This is a genomic window from Vibrio sp. 10N.261.51.F12 (genome assembly GCF_041471725.1).
Classification (GTDB): Bacteria; Pseudomonadota; Gammaproteobacteria; order Enterobacterales; family Vibrionaceae; genus Vibrio.
Genome location: NZ_JBFROV010000046.1, coordinates 37,547 through 51,113 on the forward strand (window position 1 = coordinate 37,547; position 13,567 = coordinate 51,113).

At 46.1% G+C, this 13,567-nt stretch carries 8 protein-coding genes; 3 read left to right on the plus strand and 5 right to left on the minus strand.

Translation table 11 applies throughout. The features are described from left to right. Window positions 1–153: 153 nt before the first annotated feature. Both purL and AB4405_RS21900 read left to right on the plus strand, forming a co-directional pair. Entirely contained in the window at window positions 154–4,050 is a 3,897-nt protein-coding gene (gene purL, locus AB4405_RS21895) for a phosphoribosylformylglycinamidine synthase (RefSeq protein WP_372062823.1), read from the plus strand. A 246-nt stretch (window positions 4,051–4,296) separates the two neighbouring features. After that, complete coding sequence (locus AB4405_RS21900; protein ID WP_102469642.1) at window positions 4,297–4,608, plus strand: DUF3622 domain-containing protein; 312 nt, start codon at window positions 4,297–4,299, stop codon at window positions 4,606–4,608. 221 nt (window positions 4,609–4,829) lie between these two features. Here the strand turns inward: AB4405_RS21900 and AB4405_RS21905 are convergent, their stop codons facing one another. From AB4405_RS21905 to tsaA, 3 genes are all read right to left on the minus strand, one after another. Further along, window positions 4,830–5,492, minus strand: a complete 663-nt coding sequence (locus tag AB4405_RS21905; RefSeq protein WP_372062824.1) for a tellurite resistance TerB family protein — start codon at window positions 5,490–5,492, stop codon at window positions 4,830–4,832. Window positions 5,493–5,768: 276 nt separating this feature from the next. Further along, window positions 5,769–7,484, minus strand: coding sequence for a proline--tRNA ligase (locus AB4405_RS21910; RefSeq protein ID WP_372062825.1), 1,716 nt, complete (start codon window positions 7,482–7,484; stop codon window positions 5,769–5,771). Between the two features lie 90 nt (window positions 7,485–7,574). After that, window positions 7,575–8,273, minus strand: a complete 699-nt coding sequence (gene tsaA, locus AB4405_RS21915; protein ID WP_372062826.1) for a tRNA (N6-threonylcarbamoyladenosine(37)-N6)-methyltransferase TrmO — start codon at window positions 8,271–8,273, stop codon at window positions 7,575–7,577. 307 nt (window positions 8,274–8,580) lie between these two features. On the opposite strand from tsaA, the gene AB4405_RS21920 reads away from it, so the two are divergent. Continuing rightward, the gene (locus AB4405_RS21920; protein ID WP_372062827.1) at window positions 8,581–10,167 is read left to right on the plus strand and encodes an AbgT family transporter; all 1,587 of its coding nucleotides are present in this window, start codon (window positions 8,581–8,583) and stop codon (window positions 10,165–10,167) included. Between the two features lie 72 nt (window positions 10,168–10,239). Here the strand turns inward: AB4405_RS21920 and AB4405_RS21925 are convergent, their stop codons facing one another. Continuing rightward, the gene (locus AB4405_RS21925; RefSeq protein ID WP_372062828.1) at window positions 10,240–10,623 is read right to left on the minus strand and encodes a DUF3461 family protein; all 384 of its coding nucleotides are present in this window, start codon (window positions 10,621–10,623) and stop codon (window positions 10,240–10,242) included. Between the two features lie 201 nt (window positions 10,624–10,824). Then, complete coding sequence (gene glnD, locus AB4405_RS21930) at window positions 10,825–13,449, minus strand: bifunctional uridylyltransferase/uridylyl-removing protein GlnD (RefSeq protein WP_372062829.1); 2,625 nt, start codon at window positions 13,447–13,449, stop codon at window positions 10,825–10,827. Window positions 13,450–13,567 lie beyond the last annotated feature (118 nt).

Sequence of the window (13,567 nt, forward strand, 5' to 3'; positions counted from 1 at the left end):
ACGTTTGCGTTAGTGGTTACGTCACAAAAAAAAATACACTATAATACGCCCGAATCAGGGTAGGAGAAATTGGCATACGTTCATTTTTATGATGTAACCAATTGAATTTATTCCAATATCACCTCAAATCAATTGCATAAGAGACCTAAGCACATGAGAATTTTGCGTGGCTCCCCAGCTCTTTCTGAGTTTCGTGTTAACAAGCTAGTCGATCTTTGTCGTGAACTAAGCCTACCTGTAACGGGTATTTATGCTGAGTTTGCTCACTTTGCCGATCTAACGTCAGACCTAGACGCGTCTGAAATTGAAAAGTTGGAAAAGCTACTGACTTACGGACCAACAATCGAAGAGCACGAACCAACGGGCACATTGTTACTTGTCACGCCTCGTCCGGGTACTATCTCGCCATGGTCGTCTAAATCGACAGACATTGCGCATAACTGTGGTCTTAATAAAGTCTCACGCTTAGAGCGTGGTACCGCTTTTTATGTTGAGTCTTCTACTGAGCTAACTAAGCTTCAATTAGTTGAGTTAAAAGCGATTCTTCATGACCGCATGATGGAAGTTGTTTTTTCTGACTTCGATTCAGTGTCGGCGCTCTTCACGGTAGCAGAACCTGCTCCTTATGCTGAGGTTGACTTATTGAACGGTGGCCGTAAAGCCCTCGAAGAAGCGAACATCACGCTGGGTCTTGCACTCGCAGAAGATGAAATTGATTACCTTCTTGAAAGCTTCACTGAAAAGCTAGGTCGTAACCCGACTGACATCGAGCTTATGATGTTTGCACAAGCGAACTCAGAGCACTGTCGTCACAAGATCTTTAACGCTGATTGGACTATCGATGGCGTTAAGCAAGAAAAATCATTGTTTAAGATGATTAAGAACACGTTCGAAGTAACACCAGAGCATGTGTTGTCTGCTTATAAAGATAACGCCGCTGTCATGAGTGGTTCAACCGTTGGACGTTTCTTCCCTGATCCAAAAACACGTCAATATAACTATCATCAAGAAAAGACTCACATCTTGATGAAAGTAGAAACGCACAACCACCCAACGGCAATCTCTCCGTGGCCAGGTGCATCAACAGGTTCAGGCGGTGAAATCCGTGATGAAGGCGCAACCGGTATTGGTGGTAAGCCAAAAGCAGGTTTAGTGGCGTTCTCTGTATCTAACCTTAAGATCCCGAACTTCGTTCAGCCTTGGGAAACGGATTTTGGTAAGCCAAGCCGTATCGTAACGGCGTTGGATATTATGCTAGAAGGCCCACTAGGTGGCGCGGCATTCAACAACGAATTTGGTCGTCCTAATCTACTCGGTTACTTCCGTACTTACGAAGAAAAAGTTAACTCTCATAACGGTGAAGAAGTTCGTGGTTACCACAAGCCAATCATGCTTGCTGGTGGTCTAGGTAACATCCGTGATGATCATGTTCAAAAGAAAGAGATCCCAGTCGGTGCAAGCCTAATCGTGCTTGGCGGTCCAGCGATGAATATCGGCCTTGGTGGCGGTGCGGCATCTTCAATGGACTCTGGTTCTTCTTCTGAAGATCTAGACTTTGCTTCTGTACAACGTGAAAACCCAGAGATGGAACGTCGTTGCCAAGAAGTTATTGACCGTTGTTGGCAGCTAGGTGATGCCAACCCAATCGCATTCATCCACGATGTAGGCGCGGGCGGTATCTCGAATGCACTTCCTGAGCTGGTAGACGATGGTGAGCGTGGCGGTATTTTCAACCTACGTGACGTGCCAAACGATGAGCCGGGCATGAGCCCACTTGAGATCTGGTGTAACGAATCTCAAGAGCGTTACGTAATGGCGGTTGCTGATAAAGACATGGCAACGTTCGATGCCATTTGTAAGCGTGAGCGTGCACCATACGCAGTCGTTGGTAAAGCAACGGAAGAGCGTGAGCTTAAACTTGAAGATTCACACTTCGACAACACGCCAATTGATATGCCAATGGACATCCTATTAGGTAAAACGCCTAAGATGCACCGTGATGCGAAAACGCTAAAAGCAAATAACCCAGCGATTGATCGTTCTGGTATCGAAATGAATGAAGCGGTTGACCGTGTTCTTCGCTTGCCAACCGTTGCCGAAAAAACATTCCTTATCACCATCGGTGACCGCTCGGTAACTGGCCTTGTTGCTCGTGACCAAATGGTTGGCCCATGGCAGGTTCCTGTTGCTAACTGCGCGGTAACTGCAGCTAGTTACGACTCTTACCACGGTGAGGCGATGTCTCTTGGTGAGCGTACACCAGTGGCACTACTAGACTTCGGTGCATCGGCTCGTCTAGCGGTTGGTGAAGCAATCACTAACATCGCAGCGACGAACATCGGCGATATCAAACACATTAAACTGTCAGCGAACTGGATGTCTCCAGCGGGTCACCCAGGTGAAGATGCTGGTCTTTACGAAGCGGTGAAAGCCGTTGGTGAAGAGCTTTGTCCTGCACTTGGCTTAACGATTCCAGTTGGTAAAGACTCAATGTCGATGAAGACCAAGTGGGAAGATAATGGCGAGCAAAAAGAAGTCACGTCTCCGCTGTCTCTTGTTATCACTGCATTTGCCCGTGTTGAAGATGTTCGTAAGACAATCACGCCGCAGCTTCGTACCGACAAAGGTGATTCAAGCCTAGTACTTATCGACTTAGGTAACGGCAAAAACCGTATGGGTGCAACAGCACTTGCACAGGTTTACAAGCAGCTTGGTGATAAGCCAGCAGACGTAGACAACGCAGCGCAGCTAAAAGGTTTCTACGAAGGTGTTCAGGCGCTAGTTGCTAACGACCAAGTTGTCGCTTACCACGATAAAGGCGATGGTGGTTTATTCGTAACGCTAGCTGAAATGGCATTCGCAGGTCACTGTGGTGTTAATGCTAATATTGAAACATTAGGTGAAGACGCATTAGCCGCATTGTTTAACGAAGAGTTGGGTGCTGTCATCCAAGTTCGTAACGATGACCTAGACGCCGTACTTGCTACGCTTGCTGCAAATGGTCTAGAAACGTGTTCACACGTAATCGGTTCTGTTGAAGCTTCTGATGCGCTCGTGATTAAGTCTGGTGAATCGGTAGTGATTGAACGTAACCGTACTGAACTACGCACAATCTGGGCTGAGACCACGCATAAAATGCAATCACTTCGTGATAACTCTGCGTGTGCAGACCAAGAGCATGAAGCGAAGAAAGATAACTCAGACCCAGGTCTAAACGTTAGCTTGAGCTACGATGTTAATGAAGATATCGCAGCGCCATATATTGCGACAGGTGTGAAACCTAAGATGGCAATTTTGCGTGAGCAAGGTGTTAACTCTCACGTTGAAATGGCCGCGGCATTTGACCGCGCAGGCTTTGAAGCCACCGATATCCACATGAGCGATATCCTAACGGGTCAAGCGGTTCTAGAAGAGTACAACGGCCTTGTGGCTTGTGGTGGCTTCTCTTACGGTGACGTACTAGGTGCGGGTGAAGGTTGGGCTAAGTCAGTTCTGTTTAACGACGCTACGCGTGACCAATTTGAAAACTTCTTCAAGCGTGAAGATACGTTCTCTCTAGGCGTGTGTAACGGTTGTCAGATGTTGTCTAACTTGCGTGAATTGATTCCGGGCGCAGAATACTGGCCTCGTTTCGTGCGTAACGAATCTGAGCGCTTTGAAGCTCGTTTCAGCCTAGTAGAAGTTCAGAAGTCTGATTCTGTATTCTTCAACGGTATGGAAGGGTCTCGTATGCCTATCGCTGTTTCTCACGGTGAAGGCCGCGTAGAAGTGCGTGATAACGAGCACCTAAACGCGATTGAAAATTCAGGTACAGTGGCGCTACGTTACGTTGATAACAACGGTAACCCGACGCAGCAATACCCGAATAACCCGAATGGTTCGCCAAACGCTATCACCGGTCTAACGACAACGGATGGTCGTGTCACGATAATGATGCCTCACCCAGAGCGTGTATTCCGTACGGTTGCTAACTCTTGGGCTCCAGAAACTTGGGGCGAAAACGGTGCTTGGATGCGTATGTTCCAAAACGCGCGTAAGAATATCGGTTAATCGATAGTCAACGACAGAGTAAATTGAAAGGTCGTCAGCAAGAGTGCTGACGACCTTTTTTATTATCAGTCGTTTTATGGCAATTATTCATGACTTAACACGATAAAAAACCGACGCTGTTACGAAAAATAGTGGAGCGTAATTGAGCTAATTGTGTTCTAATACCGCGCTGGCTTAGGGATGGCTGACAAAGTAACGATAATTATGTTGGAACATCCCTTAACAAAACCCTTAGGAATCATCTAAATGTCTGAAAATAAAAAATTTGCTATCCGTCTTACGGAAAAGCGCAACGGTTGGTCTGCAGAAATTACTCGCCAAGTAACCTCTCGTAGAACAGTAGTATCTAAGCGTGAAATGGGTTTTGAAAGCGAAGAGCTAGCACAAGCATGGGCTGAGAAAGAGCTCCAAGGCTTTATTGCAAGCCAAGCGGAACGCAACGTTCGTAAAGCTGATGCTCGTAAAGAGAAAGAAGCGAAAGAGCACGCGAAAGAAGCCTTAAAAGCGGTAAAAGCAGCCGCTCGTCAAGCTAGCGCAGAGCAAGAAGACGAAGAGTAATAGTTTTTAGTACGGTTGACGGGTCGTGATTCGTTGATTGATACGCACAAAAAAGCCGCTGTGTTATCAGCGGCTTTTTTGTGCGTGTTTTTCATGGAAAGGGCTAATCGCCTCAGTGCTTAAATAGCATGGTGTTTAACGTCGTATGGTGCTTAACGTCGTATGGTGTTTAATGTCGTATGGTGCTTAAAGTAGCGTTGTGAATCAACGGATTGGTTAGCTTAAGACACCTGCTCTTCGAGTTTGACGACGAACTCTGACGGAAGCTGCAGCTGTTTCGCTAATTCCTGCAGGTAGGCTTTTTCCATAAAGTTTTGTTCATCCACGACGAGTAGACTTGCAAGGTAAATTTCTGCTGCTTGTTCAGGCGAGCGTGAAAGCTGGGCAATATAATGCGGATCCAGCGGTTTAGCGATTTCAGCTTGGACCAATGCCTGAACATGAGCGTCGGCATGCATTTGTTGAAGGGCTTGATCGATTTTACTCATTTCAGCATCGTCGATATGCCCGTCAGCTTTTGCTGCCCCAATCATGGCTTTGAGAACGATTTCTTCATGATTGGTATTGGCAAATTCATCGATGGTCGCACCTTGTGCGTCTGGTGTGTTCTTTTTATCCCAATCGTTATAGATTTTGAATGCAAGCGCACCAAGTGCCGCAGCACTGCCGACGCCGAGTGCGGTTTTACCCATTTTTTTTGTTTTCTTCGAACCCATTAACATGCCTAATAAACCACCGCCTACGGCGCCTGCACCCAAGGCTCCTAGGGTTTTTTTGTCACCGAGCGCTGAGCTGATGTTAGACGATGATTGTGAGGCTTTTTGAGTCGCGCTGCTAACGACATCTGACTTGAGTGCTTGATTAAGTAGTGATTTCAAATCCATCGTATTCTCCAAAATGTGGTAGAGGAACTCATGTAGGCAAGTGGTGAGTTATTGCCATTGAACGCGGTTGCCAGTTGAATAGTCCTGATGGTAAAGGAGTGAAGCTGAACAGAAGATGAAGAGGGTTCGCTTTTTTTAGTGGATATTAGGTGAATCGACGAATGAACTGGGGATCCTTATTGGCCACGTAAAGAAAAAGGCAGCCGATTGGCTGCCTTTTCGATCGTTAAGACTCAACTGGATCGTATTAATATCAATAGCGAAGTTAGTTAATCGTTAAGCTAACTGTGCTTTGATGTGCTCTACGATGTCAGTGATAGCGATTGGCGCTTTTTCACCGTTGCGACGGTTCTTATATTCGAAGTTGCCTTCGTCCATGCTGCGATCGCCAATTACTACAGTGTGCGGAATGCCAACTAGTTCGATATCTTTAAACATCACACCTGGACGTTCTTTACGATCATCGAATAGTACTTCGATACCCATCGCCGTCAATTCTGCATAAAGCTTTTCAGCGGCTTCTTTGACACGCTCAGATTTGTGCATGTTCATCGGAACAATCGCAACCTGGAATGGTGCTAGCGCTTCAGGCCAAATGATGCCGAACTTATCATGGTTTTGCTCGATGGCAGAGGCAACAACACGTGATACACCAATGCCGTAACATCCCATTTCTAGCGTTACACTCTTACCATCAGGACCAAGCACATTACAGTTCATTTTTTCTGAGTAGTTAGTGCCTAGTTGGAAGATATGGCCGACTTCGATACCACGTTTGAGTTGCAGTGTACCTTGACCACATGGGCTTAAGTCACCTTCTACTACGTTACGTAGGTCTTCAACTTGTGCAAGCTCAACGTCACGACCCCAGTTAATACCGAAGTAGTGTTTACCATCTACGTTTGCGCCCGCACCAAAGTCACTCATTACTGCAACGCTGCGATCTACAATGAATGGTAGCTCTAGACCTACAGGGCCTAGTGAACCTGGACCTGCGCCGACAAGAGCACGAATTTCTTCTTCCGTTGCCATCTCCAGTGGTGATGCCACTTGAGTTAGGTTTTCTGCTTTGATTTCGTTGAGTTCGTGATCGCCACGAATGATCAATGCAATGATGTCCGCATCAATGTGGTCAGACGCTTTAACAAATAATGTTTTAACGGTTTTCTCGATCGCGAGTCCGTGCTGCTCTACCAGCTCAGCGATGGTTTTTGCGTTGGGTGTATCAACCAGCGTCATTTCTTGAGTTGGCGTGGCAAGTTCAGCCGTTGGCGCAAGCGCTTCTGCTTTTTCGATATTTGCCGCGTAATCGGACTCAGAAGAAAAGGCGATAAGATCTTCACCACTTTCAGCTAGTACGTGGAATTCGTGAGAGTTTTTGCCGCCAATTGCGCCTGTATCCGCTAGAACTGGACGGTAGTTTAGTCCCATACGGTCAAATGCTTTACAGTAAGCGTCGTGCATCGCCTCGTAAGACTTTTGTAAGCCATCTTTGTTGATATCAAAGCTGTAAGCATCCATCATTGAGAACTCACGCGCACGCATCACACCAAAACGAGGGCGTCTTTCGTCACGGAATTTGGTTTGGATTTGATACAGATTCAAAGGAAGCTGTTTATACGAACTGATCTCGTTACGCACAAGGCTAGTGACCACTTCTTCTGCTGTCGGACTTAGAACAAACGGACGAGCATGACGGTCAGTAAAGCGAAGTAGTTCTGGGCCCATGGTTTCAGAGCGACCGGTTTCTTCCCACAGCTCAAACGGCTGAACAACGGGCATTAAGATCTCGACTGCATTGGCATTATCGATTTCTTGACGAACGATGTTTTCGACTTTACGCAGCACACGTAGACCAGTAGGTAGCCAAGTATATAGACCTGAAGCTAGCTTACGAATCATACCTGCACGTAGCATCAGCTGGTGGCTGATAACTTCTGCGTCGTTTGGAGTCTCTTTCAGAGTGGAAAGAAGGTAGTTACTGGTACGCATTCTATGGTATCCGTTTCATCATGATAATAAGAGATTCAAGCCTGAGCTCAAATCGAGTTAAGCCGACTATGATATCAGCGTATTGCTGTTCTACAAAGGTTCAATCGTTGTTACCAATACGGATTCGTCCATTATTTTGAATTTGACGTTCCAGTCATACAGTTTGACTCCGTACTCTTTGTGATCGGCTTTGCCTTTTCGGTATGCGGGCCTTGGATCTTGTGCGAGCACTTGTGAAATCACTTGCCGTTTATGATCCCCATCCTTGTTCTGACTCAGGAAAGAGTCAGCGCCTGGAGTAAATTGAACATCGATGAGTTCAGGCTCCTCTGAAGCGTATCCCCCTTGAGCATGTGGAATAGAGTCGGAATAGGGGATGTAGGGCTTGATATCAATAATTGGTGTGCCATCGACGAGATCGACACTGCCTAGGTGAATCAATGTCTGCGCACCTCTTTGTTCCACGCTTTTTAATTCAACCGCTGACATCCCAATGCTATTGGGCCGAAAAGTTGAGCGCGTCGCAAGAACCCCCATTCGTTCGTTACCACCAAGGCGAGGTGGTCGCACTGTCGGCTTCCAACCCGCGTCGATGTTTTGGTCGAATAAGAACACGATCCATAAATGAGTAAACTGCTCGATCCCCTTAATCGCTTCGGCACAGTTGGCTGAACCTGATAGCTCAATGGTTGCTGTTGCCGCTGGTACTAGGCGAGGTTGCCGTGGTACCGCAAACTTTTCTTTATAGGGGGAGATAACCGTTCCAATAGGCTCAATAGTAAAGGCCATGATGGGTACCAATCTAATTGTTAAATAATAGGGATCATTTCAAATAGCGGAAAACAATACAAGTATTGTCTCTCCTGCTATGCGCCTGATTGATGTGTTAGCGCTGTTGATTGGCTTTGTCAATATTAAACGTTGTAATTTAAGCTAAAAATAGCTCAAAAACCGCGCTTTATTAATATCTTGCAACACATTCGGCTTTAATTTGAAACTATCCTAACGTACTCTGCCGCAGCGTTTTGTATGACTGTTAGAAATTGACGCTAACGAATGTCACACGCCAGGACAATATAATAAAAGGAGGGGACAGATGAGTTCATCTGCTGCAATGAAACACAACAAACCGAAAAAGCCTATATTTACCCGTTTTTTAGACGGCGTTGAATACTTGGGGAACCTATTACCTCACCCAATTACACTCTTTGCTATATTCTGTGTCGCCATTTTAGTGATGTCCGGTATTGCCGGTTACTTCGATGTTGCGGTTGTGGATCCTCGCCCAGAAGGCGCGGCGGGTCGTGCCGCTGATGGCATGATTAAAGTAGTAAGCCTGTTTAACGCAGAAGGCTTGCAACTGATAGTGACAAACCTTGTCACTAACTTTACTGGTTTTGCACCGTTAGGTACGGTACTTGTTGCTATGCTTGGTGTGGCGATCGCTGAACACTCAGGTATGTTGTCGGCAGCAATGCGTGGCCTCGTTATGGGTGCTTCTCAGCGTATGGTTACGGTTACGGTCGTCTTCGCTGGTATTATTTCTAATACGGCTTCTGAGCTTGGTTACGTCGTTCTTATCCCGTTAGCAGCCATGCTGTTTCACTCTTTAGGACGTCACCCTCTCGCCGGTCTTGCCGCCGCCTTTGCTGGTGTATCTGGTGGGTATTCTGCAAACTTGTTAATCGGTACGGTTGATCCGCTGCTTTCAGGCATTACTGAAACAGCGGCGCAAATGATTGACCCTACTTATTCGGTGGGTCCTGAGTCAAACTGGTACTTTATGTTTGTCTCTACCTTCTTTATCTCAATCACGGGTGCGTTCGTGACGGAGAAAATTGTTGAGCCAAAACTTGGTAAATACAATGACGAAGAAGCGGCGGAAGACCTGTCAAATGACCGTATGGGTAAGCTGACAGATATCGAAAAGAAAGGCCTAAAAATGGCCGGTATTGCTGTGCTACTAGTGAGTGCGGTGATCGCGTCTACGATTGTTCCAGCAAATGGCGTACTTCGCTCTGCAACCGGAGAAGTGGCGGGTTCACCTTTCTTGAAGAGTATTGTTGCGTTTATATTTGTGTTCTTCGCGATTCCTGGTTTTGTCTACGGCAAAGTGACCGGTACGATGAACAACGATCGTGATGTGATTAATGCCATGTCGAAGTCGATGTCTTCAATGGGCATGTACATTGTGTTGGTTTTCTTTGCTGCGCAGTTTGTGGCTTTCTTTAAGTGGACTAACTTCGGTCAAGTATTCGCTGTGGGTGGTGCAGACTTTCTACAAACGATTGGCTTGACTGGACCTGCACTGTTTTTTGCGTTCATCCTGATGTGTGGTTTCATTAACCTTATGATTGGTTCTGCGTCGGCACAGTGGGCGGTGACAGCACCTATTTTTGTTCCAATGTTAATGCTTGTAGGCTACGCACCTGAGACGATTCAAGCGGCATACCGTATTGGTGATTCAACCACCAACATCATTACACCAATGATGAGCTACTTTGGTCTTATCCTTGCTGTTGCAACACGTTATATGAAGAACCTAGGAATTGGTACTTTGATCGCGACAATGTTGCCGTATTCACTGTGCTTCTTAGTGGGTTGGAGTGTGTTGTTCTATCTTTGGGTATTTGTATTCGGCTTACCAGTTGGTCCTGGTGCCGCAACTTATTACACGCCTTAGTCGATGATAGTCATCCACATGCTTTAAAAATAAAAATGCTCCCAACTGGGAGCATTTTTTTGTAGAAGAACGCTATTTAAGCTTCTCTAGATCCGCTTCAATCTCGGCAATTTTACCGGAGACGACTTTTTCCAAGTGACGAAGGTCGGATAGAATTTTTTGCTTAACATCTACTTCGCCAATCTCGACGGGCTTGGTGATGGTGTTTAATTCATCAATGACCAAGGTTAAGTTTCGATTAATCTCTGTGATTTCTTTGTAGCCTTGGCTACTACTATTTACCCGAACGTTTTTTACTTGCCTTGGGTATTTGAACTTAACACTCTTCGCAAACAATTCCCCTTTTTGCTTACGAAAATAGATTTTCAACACATCCTTGTGCGCTTCTTGTCGAATTGAGTAACGCTCAATTTGTTTAGGATCATGAATGCCTAAACTTGTGAGGTTTGGGTACATAGTTTACCTCTTTCATTGTGTGTTCTTGTTACAAATGTAGCAGTCAATTCGTGAGGTAGATAGTCAATTTGTGAGGTAGATAGTTGATAACGTGGGCGATTAAGAATAAATGTGGCGAAGATCGCTTATTCGTTGTTCACTGAAGGCGTAAATGGCTAGGCGTACAGTTTACTACTAACCATTTACGTCGAGTTGATGGGGTTAACTGGTTAATTGTTCTGAGATGGTGTCATGTAGCTTCTGTTTGAGAATTTCCTCTTCTTCTTCTGAAAGACGGCCACCTGTTGAGCTTGTTAGGATAAACAAATCTTCTGCTCGCTCCCCTATAGTGGTGATTTTTGCGGCGTGAAGGCTTATATCACACAAGGCAAAGGTTGCACCGACTTTGGCCAATAAACCCGGCGCATCAAGTGCGACCAACTCCATTAAGGTGCGTTTCTTGCTTTTTGTCGGTAGGAAATCCACCTTTGTTTTGACATTAAAATGCTTCAGATTTCGAGGTGCTCGGCGCGCTTTAATGGTGCTTGGTTTCCCGCTTTCCAATACACGCATCAGGTGTTTTATCACCGCAGCATGTCGGGTAGTATCAATTTTTTTACTGTGCTGATCGAGCACCATGAACGTGTCGAGCACAAAGCCATCTTTGCTTGTCATGATTTGTGCATCATGGACGTTGAAGTTACGTCTATCGAGTTCGGCGACCACGTTTGCAAATAATGCGGGTTGATCTTTGCTGTAGACAAATACTTCTGTGCCGCCGCGAGTGGCTTTCTTACTCATCAATACCAGCGGTTTTGCGGGGTCATCTGATTTGAGTATATGCTCACAATGCCAGGCAATTTGTTTGTGTGTATGCCGTAGGAAGTAGTCGGCTTTAAAGCGTTGCCACAGCACTTCAATCTCTCGCGCAGAAAAGCCTTGTTTGCGTAACAATGCAGATGCGAGTTGTTGATTGTGGCGAATGCGGTCTCTAACGTCGACAGGGGTTTCTAAGCCTCGTCGCAGGACTCGTTGTGTTGAATGGAAGAGTTCGGCAAGCAGGGTGCGTTTCCAGCTATTCCAGAGCTCAGGGTTAGTCGCACAGATATCGGCAACCGTTAAACAAACGAGGTATTCAAGGTGTTCTTCGTCATGCACTTTTTTTGCGAATTCAATGATGACGTCGGGATCGTAAATATCGCGGCGCTGCGCTGTCACTGACATTAATAAGTGGCTCTGAACCAGCCAAGAGACCAATTGAGCCTCTGGTTTGGATAGACCATGCTCAATACAGAAATCATACGCTTCCACAGCGCCAATTTCAGAATGATCCCCCCCTCGGCCTTTGCCTATATCATGAAAAATGGCCGCGAGAATTAACAGCTCTTTCTTTTGCATGCGAGGGTAGACTTCACAACAAATAGGGTGTTTGGAGTGATTCTCTTCCTGACTGAAGGTGTGAATATGATTCAGTAACCGAATGCTATGCTCGTCTACGGTGTAGACGTGAAATAGGTCGAACTGCATTTGACCTACGATTTGGCTCCACTGTGGCAGATACGCTGCCAGAACACCGAGCTTATGCATGAGTCGAAAAGCGCGATGCAAGGCGTTGGGGTGCCGGACAAGATCCATAAACTTATCGCGTGCGGCTGGGATTTCATGTAAAAACTTATTGAGCCTGCGTCGAGCGGTGCGAAGCTGCCTTAGTGTCGCGGGGCTCACCCCCTCAATACTGGAATCGTTGGCAATGTGAATGAACATGTCCAATATCGTTTCCGGACGAGCCTGGAATAGCGCCGGTTTTCTCGCTTCAATGAGTTGACCGCGGCGTTGAAAGTCATCATCCAAGATCTCGGCGGTAACGATCTGTCCTTTGTTTATGATGGCCTGATCGAACAATTTAAGCAGCATTTTGTTCAGCTCTGCCACTCGACGTAAGGTTCGGTAAAATTCTTTCATCATCATTTCGACAGCGACATTACCTTCACCAACAAAACCAAGGCTATCGGCGACTTGTGCTTGATGACCAAACGTGAGTCGGTTGTCGTAGCGTCTTAATTCAATGTGCAGAGCGAAACGCACCCGCCACAAGAAATTCTGGCATTCAACCAACTCACGATATTCCGCATCGGTTAGAAAGCCAAAGCGACTCATCTCATACAGAGAGGTGGCACCAAAATGTCGACGAGCCACCCAACTGAGGGTGTGAATATCACGCAGTCCACCTGGCGTCGACTTGATGTCTGGTTCGAGGTTATAGGTTGTGTCATGGTATTTGGCATGGCGAGCTTTTTGTTCAGCAATTTTTGCGCGATAAAAATCTTCAGAGGTCCAAAATGCATCAGAGTCGACAACCTTTTTAAGTTGAGTAAAGGTATCTTCGCTGCCGCATAAATACCGCGCCTCTTGCAAATTTGTTGCAACGGTAAGGTCAGATTGCCCGATATCGACACACTCCTGGATCGTTCGAACCGCATGTCCCACCTCTAAGCGCAGATCCCATAAAAGCGTAATGAATTCGCTGACAATGGTTTCTAACGCGGGGGTGAGCTTATGACGAGAAACAAAAAGAATATCAATATCCGACAGGGGATGAAGCTCCCCTCGGCCATATCCACCGACCGCGACTAAGGCGAGGTTGGTTTGATTGTTTAAGCCAGTCCGTTTCCAAAGACGGCTCAATAGTTGGTCAATGTAGTCTGAACGACCGAGGATGAGATCCGTAATCGGGTGGTGGTTCAAAAATTCATGCTTTTGATGATCAGAGAATGTGTCGAGCTGCGATTTGAGTTCAACCACTGTAAGCTGTTCATCACTTAGAGTTGTGGGCGTTTGAAAAGTCATAGAGAAGCAATCCGTGCAAGCAAAAGAAAAGACTAACTACGGTTATACCAAAATGGCGGGGATAAAAAAATATCCTCACGTTGTGAGGATATTTTTAAAAAGCGTGTTTAGCGAGTGA

What these genes read in the sequence shown, in the direction of transcription:
- purL (WP_372062823.1), top strand. Translation starts at nt 154, where the DNA reads ATGAGAATTTTGCGTGGCTCCCCAGCTCTTTCTGAGTTTCGTGTTAAC.
- AB4405_RS21900 (WP_102469642.1), top strand. Translation starts at nt 4,297, where the DNA reads ATGTCTGAAAATAAAAAATTTGCTATCCGTCTTACGGAAAAGCGCAAC.
- AB4405_RS21905 (WP_372062824.1), bottom strand. Translation starts at nt 5,492, where the DNA reads ATGGATTTGAAATCACTACTTAATCAAGCACTCAAGTCAGATGTCGTT.
- AB4405_RS21910 (WP_372062825.1), bottom strand. Translation starts at nt 7,484, where the DNA reads ATGCGTACCAGTAACTACCTTCTTTCCACTCTGAAAGAGACTCCAAAC.
- tsaA (WP_372062826.1), bottom strand. Translation starts at nt 8,273, where the DNA reads ATGGCCTTTACTATTGAGCCTATTGGAACGGTTATCTCCCCCTATAAA.
- AB4405_RS21920 (WP_372062827.1), top strand. Translation starts at nt 8,581, where the DNA reads ATGAGTTCATCTGCTGCAATGAAACACAACAAACCGAAAAAGCCTATA.
- AB4405_RS21925 (WP_372062828.1), bottom strand. Translation starts at nt 10,623, where the DNA reads ATGTACCCAAACCTCACAAGTTTAGGCATTCATGATCCTAAACAAATT.
- glnD (WP_372062829.1), bottom strand. Translation starts at nt 13,449, where the DNA reads ATGACTTTTCAAACGCCCACAACTCTAAGTGATGAACAGCTTACAGTG.